The sequence below is a fragment of the Flavobacterium cupreum genome, from assembly GCF_003996965.1.
GTDB classification, from domain to species: Bacteria; Bacteroidota; Bacteroidia; order Flavobacteriales; family Flavobacteriaceae; genus Flavobacterium; species Flavobacterium cupreum.
The window spans coordinates 1-21,369 of record NZ_QWDM01000006.1 but is presented as its reverse complement, the minus strand read 5'-3'; the positions used below and the strand labels follow the sequence as shown (position 1 = coordinate 21,369).

The 21,369-nt window shown below is 39.1% G+C and carries 28 protein-coding genes and 1 pseudogene; 9 read left to right on the top strand and 20 right to left on the bottom strand.

Going from position 1 to position 21,369, the window contains the following annotated elements:
* Positions 1-4: 4 nt before the first annotated feature.
* The 9 genes from traK (at position 5) to D0817_RS10270 (ending at position 6,257) form a co-directional block, all read left to right on the top strand.
* On the top strand, positions 5-628 hold the full coding sequence (traK, locus tag D0817_RS10310; RefSeq protein ID WP_127338321.1) for a conjugative transposon protein TraK: 624 nt from the start codon (positions 5-7) through the stop codon (positions 626-628).
* Positions 629-640: 12 nt separating this feature from the next.
* Positions 641-1,078: a hypothetical protein gene (locus D0817_RS10305; protein WP_127338320.1), complete on the top strand. Its 438-nt coding sequence runs from the start codon at positions 641-643 to the stop codon at positions 1,076-1,078.
* 20 nt (positions 1,079-1,098) lie between these two features.
* Positions 1,099-1,383 carry a nitrogen regulatory IIA protein gene (locus tag D0817_RS10300; RefSeq protein WP_127338319.1) on the top strand — a complete coding sequence of 95 codons (285 nt, stop codon included), beginning with the start codon at positions 1,099-1,101 and terminating at the stop codon, positions 1,381-1,383.
* Complete coding sequence (traM, locus tag D0817_RS10295) at positions 1,370-2,692, top strand: conjugative transposon protein TraM (protein ID WP_127338318.1); 1,323 nt, start codon at positions 1,370-1,372, stop codon at positions 2,690-2,692. Before D0817_RS10300 ends, traM begins: the two co-directional genes overlap by 14 nt.
* A gap of 23 nt (positions 2,693-2,715) precedes the next feature.
* Complete coding sequence (gene traN, locus D0817_RS10290; RefSeq protein WP_127338317.1) at positions 2,716-3,609, top strand: conjugative transposon protein TraN; 894 nt, start codon at positions 2,716-2,718, stop codon at positions 3,607-3,609.
* A 21-nt stretch (positions 3,610-3,630) separates the two neighbouring features.
* A complete protein-coding gene (locus D0817_RS10285) occupies positions 3,631-4,191 on the top strand; it encodes a conjugal transfer protein TraO (protein ID WP_127338316.1) in 561 nt (186 codons plus the stop codon).
* A gap of 11 nt (positions 4,192-4,202) precedes the next feature.
* Positions 4,203-4,643: a DUF3872 domain-containing protein gene (locus D0817_RS10280; protein ID WP_127338315.1), complete on the top strand. Its 441-nt coding sequence runs from the start codon at positions 4,203-4,205 to the stop codon at positions 4,641-4,643.
* 529 nt (positions 4,644-5,172) lie between these two features.
* Entirely contained in the window at positions 5,173-5,625 is a 453-nt protein-coding gene (locus tag D0817_RS10275) for a response regulator (protein WP_127338314.1), read from the top strand.
* A 125-nt stretch (positions 5,626-5,750) separates the two neighbouring features.
* Positions 5,751-6,257, top strand: coding sequence for a sigma factor-like helix-turn-helix DNA-binding protein (locus tag D0817_RS10270; protein WP_161568425.1), 507 nt, complete (start codon positions 5,751-5,753; stop codon positions 6,255-6,257).
* 347 nt (positions 6,258-6,604) lie between these two features.
* Here D0817_RS10270 and chrA read toward each other — a convergent pair whose 3' ends face one another.
* From chrA to D0817_RS10170, 20 genes and pseudogenes are all read right to left on the bottom strand, one after another.
* Complete coding sequence (gene chrA / locus D0817_RS10265) at positions 6,605-7,735, bottom strand: chromate efflux transporter (protein ID WP_127338312.1); 1,131 nt, start codon at positions 7,733-7,735, stop codon at positions 6,605-6,607.
* Positions 7,736-7,740: 5 nt separating this feature from the next.
* The gene (locus tag D0817_RS10260; RefSeq protein WP_127338311.1) at positions 7,741-9,612 is read right to left on the bottom strand and encodes a metallophosphoesterase family protein; all 1,872 of its coding nucleotides are present in this window, start codon (positions 9,610-9,612) and stop codon (positions 7,741-7,743) included.
* A 54-nt stretch (positions 9,613-9,666) separates the two neighbouring features.
* The gene (locus tag D0817_RS10255; RefSeq protein WP_127338310.1) at positions 9,667-10,089 is read right to left on the bottom strand and encodes a DoxX family protein; all 423 of its coding nucleotides are present in this window, start codon (positions 10,087-10,089) and stop codon (positions 9,667-9,669) included.
* Positions 10,090-10,091: 2 nt separating this feature from the next.
* Positions 10,092-10,670, bottom strand: coding sequence for a phosphatase PAP2 family protein (locus D0817_RS10250; protein WP_127338309.1), 579 nt, complete (start codon positions 10,668-10,670; stop codon positions 10,092-10,094).
* Positions 10,670-11,143: a hypothetical protein gene (locus tag D0817_RS10245; RefSeq protein WP_127338308.1), complete on the bottom strand. Its 474-nt coding sequence runs from the start codon at positions 11,141-11,143 to the stop codon at positions 10,670-10,672. Before D0817_RS10245 ends, D0817_RS10250 begins: the two co-directional genes overlap by 1 nt.
* A gap of 84 nt (positions 11,144-11,227) precedes the next feature.
* Entirely contained in the window at positions 11,228-12,028 is an 801-nt protein-coding gene (locus D0817_RS10240) for a helix-turn-helix domain-containing protein (RefSeq protein WP_127338307.1), read from the bottom strand.
* Complete coding sequence (locus tag D0817_RS10235) at positions 12,025-12,651, bottom strand: class I SAM-dependent methyltransferase (RefSeq protein WP_127338306.1); 627 nt, start codon at positions 12,649-12,651, stop codon at positions 12,025-12,027. Before D0817_RS10235 ends, D0817_RS10240 begins: the two co-directional genes overlap by 4 nt.
* Positions 12,652-12,772: 121 nt before the next feature.
* Positions 12,773-13,507: a metallophosphoesterase family protein gene (locus tag D0817_RS10230; protein ID WP_127338305.1), complete on the bottom strand. Its 735-nt coding sequence runs from the start codon at positions 13,505-13,507 to the stop codon at positions 12,773-12,775.
* 27 nt (positions 13,508-13,534) lie between these two features.
* Complete coding sequence (gene arsB, locus D0817_RS10225) at positions 13,535-14,605, bottom strand: ACR3 family arsenite efflux transporter (RefSeq protein ID WP_127338304.1); 1,071 nt, start codon at positions 14,603-14,605, stop codon at positions 13,535-13,537.
* Between the two features lie 2 nt (positions 14,606-14,607).
* The gene (locus tag D0817_RS10220) at positions 14,608-15,222 is read right to left on the bottom strand and encodes an arsenate-mycothiol transferase ArsC (protein ID WP_127338303.1); all 615 of its coding nucleotides are present in this window, start codon (positions 15,220-15,222) and stop codon (positions 14,608-14,610) included.
* 39 nt (positions 15,223-15,261) lie between these two features.
* Positions 15,262-15,735 carry a DUF6428 family protein gene (locus D0817_RS10215; RefSeq protein ID WP_127338302.1) on the bottom strand — a complete coding sequence of 158 codons (474 nt, stop codon included), beginning with the start codon at positions 15,733-15,735 and terminating at the stop codon, positions 15,262-15,264.
* 91 nt (positions 15,736-15,826) lie between these two features.
* Positions 15,827-16,156, bottom strand: coding sequence for an ArsR/SmtB family transcription factor (locus D0817_RS10210; RefSeq protein WP_127338301.1), 330 nt, complete (start codon positions 16,154-16,156; stop codon positions 15,827-15,829).
* Between the two features lie 345 nt (positions 16,157-16,501).
* Entirely contained in the window at positions 16,502-17,308 is an 807-nt protein-coding gene (locus D0817_RS10205; protein WP_127338300.1) for a PRTRC system ThiF family protein, read from the bottom strand.
* A complete protein-coding gene (locus D0817_RS10200) occupies positions 17,308-18,033 on the bottom strand; it encodes a PRTRC system protein B (protein WP_127338299.1) in 726 nt (241 codons plus the stop codon). The genes D0817_RS10205 and D0817_RS10200 overlap by 1 nt, the downstream gene beginning before the upstream one ends.
* Positions 18,030-19,205, bottom strand: a complete 1,176-nt coding sequence (locus D0817_RS10195; RefSeq protein WP_127338298.1) for a hypothetical protein — start codon at positions 19,203-19,205, stop codon at positions 18,030-18,032. Before D0817_RS10195 ends, D0817_RS10200 begins: the two co-directional genes overlap by 4 nt.
* Before the next feature lie 16 nt (positions 19,206-19,221).
* Positions 19,222-19,440, bottom strand: coding sequence for a PRTRC system protein C (locus D0817_RS10190; RefSeq protein ID WP_127338297.1), 219 nt, complete (start codon positions 19,438-19,440; stop codon positions 19,222-19,224).
* 25 nt (positions 19,441-19,465) lie between these two features.
* Complete coding sequence (locus D0817_RS10185; RefSeq protein ID WP_127338296.1) at positions 19,466-20,065, bottom strand: PRTRC system protein E; 600 nt, start codon at positions 20,063-20,065, stop codon at positions 19,466-19,468.
* A 12-nt stretch (positions 20,066-20,077) separates the two neighbouring features.
* Entirely contained in the window at positions 20,078-20,272 is a 195-nt protein-coding gene (locus tag D0817_RS10180) for a hypothetical protein (protein ID WP_127338295.1), read from the bottom strand.
* An 11-nt stretch (positions 20,273-20,283) separates the two neighbouring features.
* Positions 20,284-20,481, bottom strand: a complete 198-nt coding sequence (locus tag D0817_RS10175) for a DNA-binding protein (RefSeq protein WP_127338294.1) — start codon at positions 20,479-20,481, stop codon at positions 20,284-20,286.
* A gap of 55 nt (positions 20,482-20,536) precedes the next feature.
* Positions 20,537-21,217: pseudogene (locus tag D0817_RS10170) on the bottom strand (DUF932 domain-containing protein); the annotation flags it as partial.
* Positions 21,218-21,369 lie beyond the last annotated feature (152 nt).

Below are 21,369 nucleotides of genomic sequence, written 5' to 3'. Positions count from 1 at the left end.
GAAAATGGAATTTAAAACGCTAAGAAATATCGAAAACAGTTTCAGGCAGATAAGATTATATGCTATTGTGTTTGCCGTGCTCTGCACAGGCATTGCAGGATATGCCGTGTGGAAATCTTACAGTTTTGCTGAACAGCAGCGACAAAAAATATATGTGCTGGACAATGGCAAATCACTCATGCTGGCACTCGCGCAAGATGCGTCAATCAACCGTCCTGTGGAAGCAAGGGAACACGTAAGGCGCTTCCACGAACTGTTCTTTACGCTCGCTCCAGATAAAAATGCTATTGAGAGCAACATGAAAAGGGCATTTAATCTTGCCGATAAAAGTGCCTTTGATTATTACAAAGACCTTTCGGAAAAAGGATATTACAACCGTATCATATCGGGCAATGTACAGCAGCGTATCGAAATTGACAGCGTTGCCTGTAATTTTGAGAAGTATCCGTATGCAGCGCGCACCTATGCCAAACAGTTTATCATCCGTTCGAGCAATGTGACAAAACGTAACCTTGTTACGTCCTGTTTTCTGGTTAACTCCGTCCGCTCGGACAATAACCCGCAGGGCTTCAATATCGAAAAATTTTCCGTGGTGGAAAATAAGGACATAGAAGTCATTGAACGCTAAAAATTAAGGGATATGAAACTTTTACTTGATTTAGACGCACTGGTAAAAACCCTGACTGATAAGGGGTATGACGGTTATTTCCACACTGAGAGCTGTTGTCCAGGCAAACTAAAGGATAGCATTAGTGGATTTTTACAGACTTGGGAAAATGATACTAATGCTCCATTATCACCGAATTATCTGCATTTATCTACCTACCTCGAATGGAATGGCGAAGAAAGGCCAAAGGTTGAGTGCAATATGAGGGTAAGATACGAGAACGGGAAATTCGATTTAGGGGATACAGAAATGTATTTAAAAAGAACAGACCGCTACGGGCATTTAATGAAGGAATCTAAACTGACAAACCTTACAGCAAGTTCGGTTCCGACATTAAAGGAGGCTATTGCCCAAGTGTCAGAAAAACCTAAAGAAGAGATTGCTCCGCGAAAAAAAGGGTTTAGAATGTGATAACCCATAATCTTTAAAGTATGAAAACAATAAGAATAAATATAGACAAGTGGTTTGACAAGCAGGATAAAAGCTGGCGGGCCTTATCCTTAGACAGACAGCGAAGATATACGCTCTTCCTTTTTTTAGTGTACCTGCTACTTACCGCCGTGGTTATTTTAAAAGTGTGGTACGACATGGCAGGATCTGAGAACCGGATGGTCATCGGGCATATTGACAATCCTGTGCATAAAAAAGAAAGTCCTGCATCCCAAAGGGACACATTATCAACAATATTAAAAGAAAAGATTTATGAAAGAAAATGAAAAAAAGGTCAGCGTTCTGGTTGAAGAAGCTGGCCAATCAAAAACCTCCAATCTCCTCGATGATAAAAAGAGCAGCAAGGAAAGGCTTAAAAAGCCGGCAATATTCATACTGATGGGAATCGTGTTTCTCGGATGCATGTACCTGATATTTAAACCGTCCTCAGATAAGAAGGAGATCGAAAATATCGGACTGAATGATGCCGTCCCGCAGGCCAGCGAAGCCGGGATGCAGGCAGACAAGCAGAAAGCCTATGAGCAGGAAATGCTGGAGCAGAAAGATCAGGAAAAACGCAATGCCCTGACCACGCTGTCCGATTACTGGAATGAGGACAGCCCGCCTAAAAACAGGCAGGATTCGCTCGCTGGCCAGGAAGAGCAAAGCATGGGTTACGGCAATAGTCCGGCTGCTACAGCTAATCCAGCATTAAACAGTTATCGTAAAACCCAAACCACGCTTGGCTCGTTTTATAAGGATGACAGCAGTGAAACGCGCGAGCTGCGCAGACAGCTTGAGGAACTGAAGGAAGAGCTGGCTGATAAGGATGTTCCTAAAAGTGTGACAGTTGATGACCAGGTGGCCTTGATGGAGAAGTCCTACCAGATGGCGGCAAAATATCTCCCGACAGGCACAAATTCTCCCGACGCGTCCACGAGCGGCTCTGGCACTGCTTCTGCCAGCACGCAGAAGGAATATTTTGTGGCATTTACACCTGCAAGAAAAAAAGCGGTATCGGCATTGTACAGGGAGCCTTCGGACAGCACTTTCCTGGCAGATTGGAGCGCAAACAAAAACAGGAACTTTTATACTCCGGGATCTGTACAGCAGATTGCACAGCCTAAAAACAGTGTGAAAGCCTGCATACAGGAAACGCAGACCATTATTGGTGAAAGCGGGGTGCGCCTGCGTTTATTGGAACCTGCCCAAACCCCTAACCGCACCATCCCGAAGGGAACACTCTTAACGGCAATTGCTAAATTCCAGGGCGGCCGTTTACAGATGAAAATTACTTCCTTAGAACTCGATGGTAATATTATCCCGGTAGACATAACCATTTATGACCTTGACGGGCAGCAGGGTTTGTACGTCCCGTATTCTCCTGAAATGAATGCCCTTACTGAGATGGCCGGCAATATGAGCCAGACTTCAGGAACGAGCCTGATGCTCACCCAATCAGCAGGACAGCAGGTTGCGGCAGATTTGAGCAGAGGCGTTGTACAGGGCATTTCAGGGTATTTCTCCAAAAAAGTAAAAACGCCAAAAGTTACCCTGAAAGTTGGCTATCAGGTATTTCTTGTCTCTAAAAAATAATAGTAAACTAAAATAAATTAACAATGAAAAATTATTTAAAAACCTTTTGGGCAGCTGCCCTTATGATCGGCTTTGCCGCTGCCTCTTTTGCGCAGGAAACTACAAAAACTTCGCTTGCCTTGGGCAGTATAGAATCGTACGAAATGCAGGTTACTTACGACAAAACGTCTCATCTGATTTTCCCAAGCGCAATACGTTACGTGGATCTGGGAAGTGAGTACTTAATTGCAGGGAAAGCAGAAGACGCAGAAAATGTGCTGCGCGTAAAAGCGTCGGTAAAGGACTTTGAGCCTGAAACCAATTTTTCGGTGATTACCGACGACGGCCGTTTTTACAGCTTCGACGCCTATTATAGTGCCTGCCCATTTACATTGAGTTACAACCTTGTGGCAATGCAAAAGGCGGTGGATAGATCCGCCGGACAAGATGTGCTATTTGAAGAGCTGGGGAACAACTCGCCATCTCTGGCAGGTTTGATACTAAAAACAATCTATAAAAAGGATAAACGTTTTGTAAAACATATTGGGGCGAAAAGTTTCGGTATTCAGTTTATTCTCAAAGGAATTTACATCCACAACGGTAAATACTATTTCCATACGGAACTGGATAATCGCACGAATGTTCCTTTCCAGATTGAATTTATGAATTTCAAGGTGGTAGATAAGAAAATAGCCAAACGCACCGTGATACAAGAAAGACCGATGATACCGCTTCGCAGTTACAAGCCACTGGGTGTGATTGGCGGTAAAGAAGTCGAACAAAACGTATTCCTTTTGGACCAGTTTACCATTGCCGATGATAAGGTATTGCTGATTGAGATTTTTGAGAAGAACGGCGGAAGGCATCAGACGCTTCAGGTGGAAAATTCGGATTTGATAAAAGCCCGATTAATTAGCGACATGCATCTGAAGTTTTAGTAATCCATTAAGCAATAGAAAATGAAAAAGTATATCTATACAGTAATGCTCGTTTTGACGAGTATCACAATTGCACAGGCACAACGTATGCTGCCTAAACAAAAAGGACTGGAAGTAAATGCAGGTGTATTATCCAATGACAAAATCGGCTATGATTATTACATTAATGCGGCTATGACCTTAAATGGTAAAAACGGGAATTACCAGCTTTGGGCTTTAGAGTATGCACACCAATATTATCAATATAAAGACCTCCGCATTCCGCAGGAAACCTATACCGCAGAAGGCGGGTACAGTTTCTTCCTGCTGGGTGATGCCCGCAAGAACTTTACATTCAATGCAGCCATAACAGGTGTAGTCGGGTATGAAAGTATCAATAGAGGCGAAGAGCTTTTATTTGACGGGGCGAAAATAGTAAGTGAAGACAATTTCATTTACGGTGCTGGCGGACGGCTGTCTTTTGAAACATACCTGTCTGACCGATTTGTACTAGTTCTGCAAGGGCGTACAAAAGTTTTGTGGGGTACTGACCTGAAGCAGCTCCGCCCATCCGCAGGTGTGGGATTAAGATTTAATTTTTAAAACGAAAAAGGATGACAGCATTTTTTAATAAGTTGAGAATAGGTTTACTGCCGGTATTGCTGGCAGTCCTGCTAAGTTCTGCTACACTCTTATCCTGTGATAAGGAAGAACTGAAAATACAGCATGAGTTCCCGTTTGAGGTAAATGTCATGCCCGTACCCAAGGACATTGCTAATGGAGATACCGTAGAAATAAGGTTAACAATACAGCCTGCAGGTAATTATACGGGCACGCACTATTTTATTCGCTACTTTCAATTTGATGGACAGGGTACATTACGTTATTACAATGAACCGCCTTACCAGCCAAATGATTTATATTCGATACCAACAGAGCAGTTCAGACTGTATTACACTTCAAACTCCGCCGTTTCCCAATCTTTTGAAGTGTGGATTTCAGATAACTTTGGAAATGAAAAACAATTGAGTTTTGAGTTTAACAGTAGCGATTAACAGTATGATATTAGTTTAATATAAACAGTAAAATTTCGATTTTTTTAAGCACAACCCGGAGATCATCTTCGGGTTGTTTTATTGTCAGTTATGAACGGATACTGTTAAAGAAACATTGGATAACTTGATAAACGTTACTATCTTTGGACAAAATATAGAAAACTCATTTAGTGTTTTTGCTTAGGGCTCGGTAACTGAAAACTGGTAATTTTTAAAGACCGCGAGACAAATAAGTAAGGACGCTCATGCCATTGGCGTGGGCGCTCGCTTATTCGTGGTCGGGTATACCAGTGCCTCAGTTCCGATAAGTGTAGTGGTCTGCGCCATATTTTTTATAGAACCGCGATTACTGCTACAAAACTAAGCGGGAACATATTTGCGGTTATCGACAAGTAATTTATAAAGACCTTTTATTTTTACTCTGATGTATTAATAAAGTCTTTAACCAGTGCGTATAGGACGAAAGTCCTATGGCGACAAATTATCGGTAATTATTTTCTATAATTTGTTCAACATTAAATAAGGAATAATGGAAAAAGAGAATCAGATTACGATTGCCTTAATTGATGACCATGAAGGGCTTAGAATATCCCTTCAAAATTTTTTGGAATATAGTAATTTTAAAGTGGTACTTCAGGCTGCTAACGGTCAGGAAGCAATCGAGGGTTTGCAGATGCAGGAAGTACTGCCAGACATTTGTATTCTTGATATCAGCATGCCTGTTATGGATGGTTACCAGACAGCCAAACAGATGGCAGAAAGATACCCAGAGATCAAGATATTGGTTTTCAGCAGTCTTGACAATAAGAAAAGTATAATCGAAATGCTTAGCCTTGGCGTTCGGGGCTACGTACTGAAAGGTTCTGCTCCTGAAAAACTAAAAAAAGCTGTAATCACGCTGGATCGGGGAGAGTATTATTTCAGCGAGACAATAAGTAAAACTGCCTTAAGCTACTTAGCAGAAAACAACGATTTGACTTAATTTAGGAGCATGCTACAAATTTAATGTGCGGCACTATATATACTTTGTGACGACACTTAACTACAATCTTACGAATGATGTTAACTAATACACTGATAGACCGTACCAATAGATTTTATATCGAAATGTCCAGAAAGGTACTTTCTGAAAAGGAATATGATATACTCCAGAAACTTTTGATAGATAAAATGACCCTTAAGGAGGTGGGTGACAATTATGGGGTCACCGGCGAAAGTGTCCGTAGATTATATGAAAGGACATTTGAAAAAGTGAAGTGTGTTACTGAACTGCTTGACGATATAGACCACTATAAACAGAAATTAGAGCAGTTAAAAGAGGACTTTGAATACGAAACAGGGCGGATTAAAAAAAGAAGAAGCAAAGCTGAAACTGACCTGAATAAATTGCTGTATGATACTCATTTTCCTTTCAGCAAGAGAATGTTTACTATAATTGAGGCTTTAGGTATCACTACCATCGGAGAACTTGCAGCTATTCCCCTCAAGGATTTTCAGTGTTTCAGGGGGTTTAAAGGTAAGTGTAAAAATGAACTAATCGCTTTTATTGAGTTTGAAAACATTGAACATCTTTTCAAAGGCTTTTCTGTTTGGAAAACAGTTGCAGTTAAATAGCATAACAATTATAAAAAGCTGTCCGAAATTGCGGCGTTCTTTTGCTTCTCCTATGTTTGCATAATATAATTTAAGTGAAGAAGGTTAAGAGCAGATTTTGCTTTAAATAGCCTTATGGTATATTCAAGAAAAGAAACTGCCTCCTCTTCTTTAACCTTTTAGAATCTGAACAGAATATAAGGAATCCACCCCTATTTGAGGTCGTATAGCCACTATATCCATTCAGGAGAAAATATAAAAAAAGGTTATCACTTACCTAAACCAAATAAGATGAAGTACTATTAGACAGTACCTTTTTTTACCTATGAAAGCTTGATGTTCAACAATATAACTAAAGAGTTATACGATTAAAATTGACATAAGAGATAGCCTAGGAGTGCACCTCCAAAGACAATGAATGCACTGTTGATTGTTTTGAATTTAAAAACGACAACTGCACTAATCAGCGCTATGCTGATCGTCTTCCAATCGGTAATGGCTTCCTTGCCCATTGTAAAACAAACAGCAATAATAATGGCAACAGAGGCTATATTTACAGCATCCAGCGAAGCTGACAGCCCCTTAGAGTTTCGCATTTTTTTCATCAGGGGGTTAAGCAATGCTACCAATACAAACGATGGAAGAAAAATAGCTATTGTTGAAATAACAGCACCGGACAGCCCATTGATCTGATAACCAATAAATGTAACGGATGAAAAAACTGGCCCTGGCGTGAACTGCCCAACTGCAATAGCATCCATCAATTGCTGTCGGGTAAGTAAGCCGTTTGCTACCAATTCTGTATCTAAAAAAGCGAATAGCACATAACCGCTTCCGTAGAGAACTGCACCAATTTTTAAAAATATCCAAAACAATCTGGCATTCGTTTCTGAAAGTAATTGACTGTTTGCAATCTGAAAAAAAAGAACTGGAAAAAAACTTTGCAGAGCACTATTTTTTTGATTTTGAATATAAAATATACCCAATGCGAAGAAGCCTGCCCCAAACATTAAATAGATTTCGCTGATTCCCAGTAAAGACAAAACCAATACGGCGATGCCTATAAATGCTAAGAAAATTGACTTGATAGATTTTTTGGCTAGTGGAAAAATTGCGTCGATAATAATGGCTATAATGGCTGGCTTTATACCGTAAATAAACGGCTGTATTTCGGGTAACTCTCCGTATTGTTTGTACAGCCAGGCAAAAATACCAGTAATGAAAACCGCTGGTAAAATAAAACACATGCCAGCAACGAGCAACCCTTTCCAGCCCCCTTTGTCGTACCCAATGTGTATAGCCATTTCCGTACTATTGGGTCCTGGAATAAGATTGGTAGCTCCCAATAAATCTAAAAAATGCTGTTCGCTCATCCATTTTCTTTTGGCGACAACTTCCTGCTGCATCATTGCAATATGTGCTGCCGGGCCTCCAAAACCAATGAATCCCAGTTTGAGAAAGAGTTGGGCAATTTCTTTTATCGGTATTTTCGCCTCCATTACAACTATTTTATTTCAAGTTCATCTATAAGATTCAAGGTATCCGGATTATATACTTTCATCGTAATTCTCTTTCCGTTTACATAAAAAAGGCACAAAGCATTTTCCACACTGAAGGACTGGGTAAACTTGCTCCATGGCAATACCTCTTGTGCATAATAGGGTGCACCTGCTGCACCATTATTAATTTGATAGATTGATCGTGATACATTCAATTTTTTACTCGGATAACCTTCGGGATAAATAGGGACTTCATGTGTTAATGTCAACCAGTTGTAATTATGCTCATCACCGGTGAGTATCGCAACAGTTTTTTTACTTTCATTAATTAGAATATCTAAGTATTCGTCCCTTCTTTCAATAATTCCTTTTTCAACCGGTTTCCCTCCAATCCATGGACGTTTTGTATTATCACCGCTGTACCACATATCGTCTTTACTGTGCCCTCCATTAGGGAATGCAGGAGTATGCTGGGTAACAAAAATATGGTCTATGTCCTTGTCCTTTTCAAGTTTTTGAATGGTTTTCCTTAACCAATCAAGCTGATTGTCCATTATGTAACCATGCAGTCCCCCGCTAGTTGCAGTTTGTTTGCTTAGCGAAGGAGCATACCAATAATTACTATTGAGTACGACCATGGCTGTATTGCCATAAGTGTAGTAAAAAACACTTTCTGCATACGAAGGAAAATCTATCTGTTCTTTATTGGTGTCATATTTGTTATCATCTTCACTTATAAGCCCGCTAATAGGATTTACAAATGCTTCTGCAAAAACAGCCTCTGCTGACTCGGTTCCAAAAGGAAATCTATCTATGAAACCCTTGCTTTTTCCACTTTCATCTTCAAACACATATCCCAGTGCTTCGTGATTGCCCATGCCTACATTAAATGGCATATAATGCCAAAAAGGTTCAATAGATTTTTTCCAATTTGTGTATTGCAGATGCTGCTCCTCTTTACTGCTAAGATAGCCATTGATCATGTCGCCAGTAAACTGAACAAAAGCCGCATTTTCTTTATAAGCAAGGGCTGCTATTTTTTTCATAATATAAGCATTTGCCCCATAAACTTTTCGTTCACCACCACCAGTTGCATGACGGCTGTCGCTGGTATATCCGAAAATAAAACATTGCCTACTGCCTTTTTTCAAGGCTGTTGTAACGTGGTATGATTGGGAAAGCAGGCCGTAGGTTACTTTATACTCGTATTTTTGATTGGATTTCAAAGTATTTATTTGCCATTCATGATGAATTTTAGGAACATCATCCCGGTATATTTTACCGTCAATTTCTATTTGTGCCTGTACAGGCAATGTAGTTTTACACCAAACCACAACTCCTGTATCTGTAAGGTTACTTACAAATGGGCCTTCATAAATTGCCGGCAGCACTTGGAATGGGCCTGTTCCGCTTAAAGAAACAACCCCATCAAATAAAATCATCCCATTATTATCGGCAACCCTGTAGCCAAGGGTTAAAAATCCATTTTCTTTCCAACCTACAAAATCATAAGGATATTTGAATGCATCTACCATATTGATTTCAGCTTTTCCTTCTATGAGTGCTTGTGTAAAGCGGTATACCGGAAGTGGATGCGGTGCTTTTCCATAAGGTATTAACCCATAGGTGACAGATCCTTTCAAATTTCCGAAGTCCAAAACTACGCCGGAATTTGTACCACTTGGTTTGCCCAAGAGCTTTTGAATGCTATATTCTGTCTGTGCATTAGCGGCAAAATATTTTTTACCGTTGTCTTCGAAATACAGCTGATTGTCTTTATCATAATGAATATTGGAATAAGAAGCTGGTATTTCCGGCTGTTGTGCAAATATGGAAACTGACAAAAAAAGAAACGAAAGTATATACGTTGTTTTCATAAAAGTATATTTACAAATAAATTGGAACGGTTAAAATTATATTTATGACGATTTCTATAACTTAATATTTTTGTCAATAGACCAATTACCGCCACCTTTAATCAAAAGAAAAATACTTCCTAAAAGCATTGCCCAATCTGTTCTGCTGCCGTGAAGAAGCTCCCAGAAGCCCTCGTTGGCCAATACCTCAGCTTTGGTCGTAGCGAAAGCAACAAGCATTATTATGATTAACGGAATACTGGCTAAACGGGTCAGCAGACCGACTAAAAGTAAAATTCCACATAGGATTTCGAAAAAACCAACAAAACTTCCCAAAAACTCAGGTGACGGAAATCCGATTTTTTCAAAACGGCCGGCACCACGAATGGCTGGAAATAAAAATTTTTGAACTCCTTCGGAAAAGAAAACCGCACCAACAATCAAGCGGATTATAATTGTGGTTTTTGAGTTGTCAGTAGTAATGATTTTTTTGAACATAATTAAGCGAATTTTTTTATTATAATTGGATTATACAAATTGTAAATTCGGGCCACAAGCAAAGCAATAGGAATACTCAGGACGGCCGGAACAATAATATCTGTCGGATAATGCACTCCAAGATAAACCCTGCTTATACTGACAAATACCGCCCAGGGGATAAGGACAAAAGGCAGCCATTTCAGTTTGTCCCTGGCTACCAGCGTCAGGTAGAATGCCAACGAAAACACATTGGCTGCATGGGATGATATGAAACCAAACTTTCCTCCTCTGTAATTATTAACAATGTGAAGCTTGTCTATTAAATAAGGGTTGTGGCTTGGCCGCAATCTTTCAAATATTGGCTTGAATATTCCTGAAGCTAACTGGTCACTTATAGTAATCAGTAAAACTATCAGCAAGATCATAAAAATTGCATCTTTTCGATATTTCCATATCAACAGCAACAACAAAAATCCATAAAAAGGGAGCCATGTGTATTTTCCACTGGCAAACCACATTACATTATCCCAAAACTCACTATGGCTGCCATTTAGCCAAAGTAGGATATCTATATCTAATTGTTTTATAGCCTCTATCATTATCTTCTTATTGGTGATTGTCTTTCTGTTGGAGTTTTAACAGTAAAAAATGGAACTCTTTCCATTGCATGGCAGCTTATGCAGCTATTGGTAAGCACCTGAAAATTCTTGTTGAATACAGCGGTGTCTCTTTTTGCAAGAGCTTTTCCCATTTCTGGAAGGGTTACATCCAGAAAATGTTTTGCCGATTCCGAACGTTTAGGCCTTCGCTCCAATCCATTTTCGATAGCTTTTTGTATTTTCTCTAATTGATAATCCGCATATTCCCAATTTTCATCCTGTCCCGCCCAATACAATTCCTGGTAGCGATAGCCTATTTCGACCATTGTGTTATCAAAACCCCGAAACTGATTTTCTATGATTTGCAGTTTCTCCTGTTCCGTTCCTTTTATCCATTTGCCTTGTGCTGTTTCTGTTTTTTGGCTGCAGGCAGAAAAGAGCATTAACGATAGCAGAATTATAAAATATCTCATGACATCCCTATTTTTAGTTTGTCTTACAAACTTCATACAATGAATTGTATATTCACGGTATATTTGAAAATAATATGGTAGCCCTTAAAGACTGCGAAATACCTGCGGTGTGTAACCTGTATGGCGTTTGAAATATTTTATAAAGTGTGAAGTGTCATTAAAGTTTAAAGTATAAGCTACTTCTGAAACATTATTATCGGTATACAGCAATAATCTTTTTGCCTCACTGATCATGTATTCTGCTATAACATCTGCCGCTGGCTCATTGAGCTCTTTTCTACAGACAGCATTTAGATTTTGGGGTGTCGTGTTTAATTGCCTGGCATAGTGAGCAACATTATTTCTCAAATCATCTGTCTGATTGAGGAGCTCCCTAAATAGCAAGATAGTATCGCTGGCCTTATGCTTATTGACCGGAAAAGATGCAGGAATACTGATAATTTTTGCCAATAATGCCTTTAATATCCCTTCTGTCACACTGAAATCTTTCTCATCGATAAGCAGCTGAAATAATATTGATATGGCATTGTTCTGCTCCAGATGAAGGCAGCTCAATGCACTTACCTGAGACAAAATTCTTTTCAGCTCACTATCCAGCGATCTATCAATAAATCCTTTTTTCAGGAGCAATACATAACCTTCCGGTACTGAGTCAATATCCCAATGATGTACCTGTTCTTTTCGGACAAAAAATACAGTTGGCGGTATTATAGGAAATTGTGTATAATCAATAGTATGCGTACCGCTTCCCTGTGACAGATATATAATTTCAAAATAACTGTTATGTTTATGCGGTTCGGTTTTGCGGATGCCTTTTCTGAATGGTGAAACTTTTATCAGTTCCGTCATTTCAATTTTATTCTTTATTTGTATTGATTTTTTCAATCGTTCTTTCTTTTAAAACTGCAAAATACAAAATTCTGAACCGTGTCAAAAGGGGTTTTGTGATCGATAGTAAAACATTCTATTTTTTCGAAGTGTTCCTGAAAACGGCTTGCCAGTGTACTTTCGGAATATTGCCGGATCTCAATACCACTGCATTTTTTAGGACCTTGCTCTGAAAAAGTACCAATAACCATAATCCCATTTTTGGACACTGCATCGGCAGCAGTTTGTATATAATTGCCAATCTCTTTATCATCTGTCAGAAAATGGAATGCCGCCCTGTCGTGCCAAAAGTCGTATTGCTCCTTTGGTTGAAAATCCGAAGCATCTGCAACAATCCATTTTACATTTGGAGATTTATTTCCCAGCCTCTGTTTCGCTCTTTCAATAGCTGAAGCGGAGATGTCAAGAACGGTAATATTTCCGAAGCCTAAATCAAGCAGATGGTCAACAAGAAAACTGTCTCCTGCGCCAATATCTATAATTTTTGCAGTTTTAGGCAGATCAAATTCTTTGATAAGCGCTAGTGAAGTTTCGGGTGTGGGCTGATACCAGCTTACCTCTTCCAATGATTTGGTCTGGTATATATTCTCCCAGTGATTTTTTCTTTCTTGTAATGGCATCGCTTTTAATCTTTAATTCTTTATAGCATACAAATTTAACTTAACTTTTTTTCTCCATGTCTCTCTTTCATCCATAAACTTACCCTTGTAGTGCCGATGGGAAATAATTTAAAGCTTTGAGTTAATAGCCCTCCCTTAGCATGTGTGCATAACTGTCTGGCAGGTCGCTTTGCTCTATGGCTTGGGCGGCCTTTTCAATATCGTATTGGACTCTGATAAACTCGACCTTGATGCCTTCTTTTTTAGAGAAATCACTACTTTTGTTAATAGTAATTACTGCATAGCAGCATTTTGGATTTCCATCTTTAGGCTTTCCCACTGATCCTGCGTTAACAGCGTGGAAATAACATCCCTTTTTATTGGGATTTTCCAAAACACGATGATAGGGCTTGTGCGAATGTCCGCATATAAGTATATCAGTATCAGTGTCAAGAAAAATAGCAGTGAATTTTTTTTCGTCTTTATCTTCAAGCAAGTACTCCGTATTGCTATACGGGCTGCCGTGTACCATTAGTATCTTTATTGGTTTATCAGCTGTCTGATATTCCAATTTTATATGGGCTGGCAGAGCGGAAAGATAACTGATTTGTTCCTTGCCGACAATTTGATACGCATAACTCCCAGAATCTTTCGATCCATCATTATGTATATCGACAGCTTTTACGTCATGGTTTCCCGCCAGGGTAGGAATATGCCTTTTGCGGATTTCATTTATCACAGCATTGGGCCATACATTGTAACCTACCAGATCACCTAAACAATAAATAGCGTCAATTTTCTGCTCATCGATGCTTTTCAAGGTTTGTTCCAGTGCCGGAAAATTGGCGTGAATATCCGAAAGTATTGCAATTCTCATGTTTACTGTTATGAAAATTATAAGCTGTTAAATGCTTTTTGAATAATACTTTTTTCTGAACCAAAAGGCCACATTGACTAAGGCAATGAGTGCAGGGACTTCTACCAATGGACCAATAACGCCCGCAAATGCCTGACCGCTGTTGATTCCAAATACACCAATGGCTACCGCAATGGCAAGCTCAAAATTGTTGCCTGTAGCAGTAAAGGCTATTGCTGTTGCTTTTGAATAATCAGCTCCAAAATATTTGCCTACAAAAAAACTAATGATGAACATTAGAGTAAAGTAAATCACTAAAGGAATGGCAATACGCACTACATCCATAGGGATTTGAACAATCAGTTCTCCTTTAAGGCTGAACATAACAATGATTGTAAAAAGTAATGACAGGAGTGTAATGGGCGAAATAAAAGACACATATTTAGTTTCAAACCATTCAGTTCCTTTTAATGAAATAAGAGCATATCGGCTTATGATGCCAAGTGCGAAAGGAATTCCCAAATAGATACCAACACTTTCTGCAATCGGACCAATACTGATATTTACCTCAAATCCGTCATAACCAAAATACGGAGGAAGAACAGTTATAAAGATATAAGCGTATACGCTGTAAAGCAAAACCTGAAAGATACTATTTAGCGCAATAAGCCCGGCAGCATATTCCCTGTTTCCGTCTGCAAGGTCGTTCCAGACTACTACCATGGCTATACAGCGTGCCAGACCGATAAGGATGACACCTATCATATATTCAGGATAGCCATTTAAAAAAAGCAAAGCCAGGGAAAACATTAAAATTGGCCCGACAATCCAGTTTAAAAATAGCGATGCACCTAAAATCTTAGTGTTTTTGAAAACCTGTCCCATTTGCTCATATTTCACTTTTGCCGAAGGCGGATACATCATAAGAATAAGCCCTACAGCCAAAGGAATATTGGTTGTTCCGCTGGAAAAAGAATTGATGAAATTACCGCTTGAGGGGATAAAATAGCCTATTGCTACACCAAGTGCCATAGCCAGAAAAATCCACAGCGTTAAAAATCTGTCTAAAAAACTTAATTTCTTGCGCCCAGAAACGGGTGCACAGTTATTTGCTGACATTTTTATTGTTTGATTTTTGAGAATACATAAAACATTTCAGTTCCGATCTGCAGGCTGCGCTCCTGATATATTTGCTTTTGCTGTGGCGTACCATCAGATATTTTTGGGTCTTCAAAAGTAATAGGGATACGCTTTTCGGCACCTGCAATAAATGGACAGCCGCCATCGGCCTGAGAACAGGTCATTATAGCTGCGAACTCACTTTCAGGGTTAAAATCATCATCATAGGTTTTAGAAAACCCAATGACAGGAAGTTTATTCGCAGAAAACTTAATGGTGTAAACAGGGTTTTTGCCATCTGAAAGCGTTTTAACTTTAAAGCCTGAAAGCTCCAGTGTTTCTGCTGCCATCGGGAATAAGGCTGTAGCTTCAGTACCTCCTGAATAGCAGGAAACATTTTTTATAGTATAATATGCAGCTGCAGTCTGTGCCCAGACCTGAGACAAATGGCTTCTTCTCGAATTATGTGTGCAGATTAGGTTCAATCTGATTTCCTGCCTGCTATTTGCCTTATTTTGAATAAAGTCAACCAGAGGCTGAAGAACACCTTTACGTTCTTCAGAAATCTGTTTAAAGTCAAATGATTGAATGGTATTTTCTATTTCAGTATATAACATTATCTTAATTGGTATGATGGTTTATTTAATATTAAAAAATTAACAGCAGCCTCCGCCGGGTGTGCATGAATTGGTATTGTCAACATTTAGCTGTGATGCGTTTACCTTCGATGTATCGGACGGGATTCCACATTGGTCCTGAGCCAGACACGCAGTTTGCTTGTTTAACAAAATGAAATTTTTACCATTAAATCCCAAGTCATATTTACCTATAGTAATGTCCTGATATTCCACTTCAATATCATGATCTTCAATGCCTAGTTTTTCTTCAGACAATTTGATAATGTTCAATAACTTTCCCGGTTTTAGACGGTGCTGATAATCGTCAGCATTCCATAATTGAAAATTGACAACTTTCTCATTTCGGATTACGCCGCCACAGTCAATGAAGTTCTTAATAATCTGACCTACTTCTGTAACATGGAAGTGTTCGGGAACCAATGCTCCATTTTCTAGCTGAAATTCAACATTTTCTAATGTTGGTAAAATTTCTTTAATTTCTGATAGTTTCATAATAAGTAAATTTTAAATGTGAATATAATGGACAATTTAATAATTAATGTTATATAGCGATATTACGATATTAATGAATAAAAAAATGCTTTCAACAGCATTTTTTTACTTCTACGTTCTGGTTGAAGAATTCATTAAATTGTTCTTGAAACTGTTTCCAAACCTTTTCTTCGATACAATAACAGACAGATTTTCCATCTATAGAACCTTGAATGATTCCGATACTTTTTAATTCTTTTAGATGCTGTGAGATCGTAGCCTGTGCCAATCCCAGCTCATCGACCAAATCGTTGCAAATACAAGTTTTTTGGTTGATAATATGCTGAAGGATTGCTATCCTGGCAGGATGACCCAAAACTTTAAGAAGTGATGCCAACTTGTTTTGTTCATCAGTATACATGTCTGTTTTAGTAATTCCCATCTCTTTTATTTTTACATCGCAATATTACGATATTAATTTCAAAGACAAAAGGATTTAACTCTTATATTTTATATGAGGTTAAAAAATGCTTATTTATTTCAACAAAAAAGGGTTCAAAAAAATTTGGAGTATAACACAGAATCTTTTCTTTGGCCGCTTTTACGGAAAGAAAAGAAGTCCTCTAAAATAACAAAAGGGATACTGCATATCCCTTATAAAATTTTCGCAGTCTGTTTGATAAAATGGCGCATTGTGCATTTTTATTAAAATGACTGCACCGCTTAAACGCAAAAAGACTGTCCCGACCTTTTGGGAGGGAGTGTCTTTTTGCCGCCCGATTTTGGATCAGGCGACTTTTAGGGGTTGTGACTGAAAATTTCCAAGATTAAGGAAAAATCCCCTGTACTCGGTCATGCCATAACGGAACAAACTCCACAACAGCGAACATCCCATTTGTGCCAAGGCAGAATTGATAAATAATTCCTGTTTTTCCAAGGCTTCTGCTAAGGAACAGCTTGGTGTGTCGTCCTGTTCTTCGGACTGTAGTAGCAATTCTCCAAATTCTTCGGTAACAAATGGCAAGCTTGCCACCGTTTCATACTTTTCAGAATTGGGTTGCTTAATTTCTCCAATAGTGGATAATATGACCTGTCCTGTATGTTGGCTGTTGCCAAAGTCTAACCAATATTTAGGTGTATCTCTATGATTTCTGCGGTTGCATAATTCTTTAAGTATTTCAGCAACGCCAAACCTCGCCTGTACATTGTCCACACAAGTAATATAGATAGTTGCCTGTGCATTTTGGGGCAGTCTTCCCAAACTATCTTTCTCAAATTTCACCGTTTCCGCTTTCCAATAAGTTCCCATAAAACGATTTGCCCGATTAATAAGGGCAACGGATTTAAATAAGCCAACCTCGGACTCGGCAAAACGCTGTCTGCCCAAATTGGCAGTCGTGATAACATCATCATCCCAAAGGCGAACGGATAATCCTGCGTGTCCAAGTTCAATTAAGCTGTGGTTCATTTCCATTAAGGCGGTCAGTACTTTAGAACCCGTGCCTCCTGCACCGATTACGTTTACAGTGATAGGGTTAGTCGGATTTATAAGGTAGTTATCCGTAAAATGTATTTTTGTTTTCTCAGTATTCATCACAATAGATTTTTAAGGGTTTTGTTATTTTTTTTCAGTACCTCTTTAGGAAAGGACTTATCTGAATTGATTAGGTCTTTCCAAAGGTTTACACAATTGCCTTTTATTGGGCTGTTTCTTCCCAATAAATGGCTGAAATAGGAATTAAAAAAGTAGTCTTCCCAACCGTTGGTAAATTCCTCAACCGAAGCCGAGTTTTTAATATTGATATTGACTGAACCCATACATACTTTCCCATCTTCATAGATGTTGAAAAATGGTGCGCAATACAAAGGTGTTTTTTCTGTCGGTCGTCGCTCGCTTGCCAATGCAAATACCGTAAGACTATTTTTGTTGGCATACCAAATCATTGGCGGTGCATAAGCCATTCCGTTGGGTATTGCCAAACCGTCCACAAAATACATTTGTCGTCTTTGTGCTTTGGTGTACCACAATACCGAACCTTTATCTGTATTATGACTAATATGCAGTATGTTTGTCGGCAATATTCCATTGGATTTTAAAAATGCTTTATCCCTGTCCTTTTCTGTTACTAATGCCCTCGCCAATACTTTTGCTTCCCTTTCTGTGAGTGGGTGGGCATTAATAGGAGTTCCGTTATTGTCCATGTCAAAATACTCCACATACACATCGCTGTCTGTTCCTCTGGTTTCATAGAAAACGAGTGCGGTTTTAGGATGGTACAGCGTACCAAAGCTTTCTGTTATATCGGTTGTATTTTTCATTTTCTTGTGGTTTTATAATTATAAAGCAAACTGCACATATCGTCCAAGAGAGCAAATAATCTGTTCTCAAAATCAAGGCTGTTTTCCGTTATCCCTTTTTTGTCAAAACTTTTACAGATGGTCGGTTCCTGCATTTCTGCATACTCGTTAAACTCGTTGTTGATGCTCTCGGCAAGGTTCTCATACAGCCATCCTTTTGTATGCGATATAAAGGAAATATACTTTTCCATACCAATGGTTTCATTGTCGTCGTCATCGTTATCAGGGTCTTGTTCCCGCATTGGAGCATTTCGGTAAATACTTGCTTTTGGATATTCCGTATATAGTACAAAGGCATTGCACGCAATCTGCCAACATTCGTGGTCAAATGCATCACTTCTTTTAAAAGTGTCTAAACGCTGACCGAATACCTGTAAACTCATAGGGTTAAAAATCTTTTGCTCGATACAATCCCCAATGAATTTCGCTTTTTCAAACTCAAGTTTATACGCTTCATTTTCGTCTGTTTCGTCGTCCTGTTCCACCCATTCTTTATGCATTTCATACATCCAATACAGATAACTGTTTTCCTGTCTGAAATAAGGAATGTCCGCAATGTGATATAAGTAAGAGCAGACAGAAATAAGCAGTTGGGCGTTTCTTTTGCGCTTGGGGTCGTGTAGCATCTGATACAGCGGTTCAATCGGTATATAATACAGGGTTGTGCCTGTGCTGTATTTTTCCTCACTGATGAAATAGGTTTTCTTACTATCCTGTACCAAACGTATTTCCTGCCAATTCAGAACACTTTGCGTTAGCTTTTCTTCCATATCCCACATAGCCAAAGCTATATTGTACGGATATTGAAACTGACAGGTCTGCATTGGTTCTATCTTGTAATGCTCGGCAAGTTTGGAAAGGGACTGATAAAAATCACTTTCTGTTTTTACTCTTTCTGTGCAAGCTTGCACAGTTTGCGTTTCTCTCAGTCTGGGCAGAAACGCAGTCTTTAGAAAACCATTGGCAACATTTCCACAGGGACTGACCTGCGTTTGTCTTTTTGAACCTCGCCCGCATCTTTTGGTTTTTGCATCCATTGGGCGAACTCGCTGAGCTGTTGGTACAACTGCCTTTGTCTTTTTTGTTCGGGTGGCTTGATTGTTTCCGATATGATATGTGTGTGCATAGTTCATTGTTTTAAATTTAGATTTAACCTTTAGTGCCCATTACGCTCTCAAATCGGTATTCTACTGCATCATCCTTGATCGCGGGTGCGGATATTTTGGCGGTTGTCAAAATGGGATACCTGCTAGCATAAAAATTTAGTACTGCTTCCACGCTCCAGCGTGGTTCGGGATCGGTTAGTTTTATGTCGTGTCCTTTATCTCTAAGAATGAACACTCTTTCCAATTGCGTTGCTAATAACATGATGATGAATTTTAAGTTATTACATTTAGTTTTCCTCCGCAGTTTCTGCTGAGTACTCGGCAGTTACTTCTTCCGCTTTTGCGGGTTCGGCTTTTTCTTCCTCGACAGCTCCGAAAAGACTTGGCGCAGAAAACTTGTCGGACAGTTCTCTTTTACGTCTGCGTATCTCGTCAGCCTTTTCAGGGAACTCTGTTATTTCGGGTACTTTTAACCACGCCTCACGGAATTTGCCTTCTTTTTCCAGTTCATCCGCCTTTGCCATTGCGTCTTTGAACTTCTTATCTCTGGCTTCCTGTTCTTTCTTCTGCCTGTCGGCTTTGTCTTTCTCCATAGCCGACTGTTTTTTGGTTTCTTCCAACTGCTTCATAAAGCTATCCATATCGACCATCAAGCCCGAAGCGGTTTGTATGGGTGTGGTTATCTTCTCGAAAAAACCGTTGTCGAGTTCTTCGGCTGTTCCCCGAAGATTTAGGGGCGGTATGATATTCTTTGCGTTATCTCCGCATTGTTCGTTTTGGAGCATAACCGATACGATTAGGTTGTTTTCTGCTCCTTTTGCTATGGTAAGTTGCAAATCACCTGCAATCTGCAACTGTGCTATCTTATGGAAAAAATTTGCATTCATCGTTCTAAAATTTTAATTGTCGTCTAATTGTTTTTTAATGGCTCTGAGTTTCTCGTACATATGTGTCCAATAGGTTTTCTGCCTTTTATCGAACTCGGAGAAATTTTTATCCTCATGGCGGTATTTTTTGTACTGTCCTGCAATTTTAATGGCTTCTTTCAGGTTGGTTACCTCAATAGGGCAACCGTTCAAATCTGTTATCTGCATAATTTAATTATTCAGTTTTCATCGGTATAAACTCCGTTTTCGTAACAGCCTGTAAGCTGTTCCCAAGTCCTTAAAAGGCTATTGGTATCTATATAGAAATACTCGGTTCTATTGCAGTAAATGATATATATAGCTTCGTTTTTATATTTCTTTTCAAGGCTTAGTGATTTAGCCATACTTTTAGCTTCGTCTATTGATTTTGCTTTCATACCAGTTATTTTTATATCAAGGCTACCACCGATTAAGGCGGTAGCCTTTGGCTATCTAATTAAAGTTTAGGATTTCAGCGCCATCTAAGGCAAAGCCTGTACACAAGTCAAATGCTTTTTGTGATTTGAGTTGGGCAGTACCACCCAACACAATGCTCTGTAGCTTCGCTTCGCTATCCTTGTAATTGCGTACATTCTGATAGTAGCCTGTAACAGCGTTATATGCCCCGAACAATGTGCCTTTGGTTGTTTCCATCTGCTGAGTATCACTTACCATAGCGTAGGCAAACGCATCTTCCACAGTATTTTTGAAGAGAGTGGAAACTTCATTTTCCGTACCTTTTTTAAGCAAATCATACGTTTCCTTATTAGGACAAAGTGCCAATTGGATTAGTTTTCTTACTTCTTGGTCTGTTACCTTTACTTTTGCCCATTCATTGAATATGTTCTCTAACTGACTGCTCAAGGTGTTCGCCAATCCCATAATCTTGTGAGCGTTCTCAATACGCTGTTTTGCTCCCGATGTGTGTTTTATACGCACTACATTTGTCATATTTCGCAATGAAGCATTAAGGGTGTTTTGGCAAACGATACGGATAGGCGTAAAAGCGGCTGTGATACTTCCGCTACCATCGTGCGAAGTGGTCAGGAAAATGTATTTTTCGGTTACATCATCACCATTTCCAACTCGAATATAGTCGGGAAGTTTGGCTGTGATAAATATGCGTTCCCCTTTGTTATGTAAAGCTTTACATAACAATGGTTATGGAAAGTAAAAGATTATGTAAAATAGTCTGTGTCAATCTGTTCTTTTAGCTGTAGCTACACAATGTGTATTCTATTTTACTTTACATTATTTTGTTGTCGGCAATTATGCCTTAACAACTA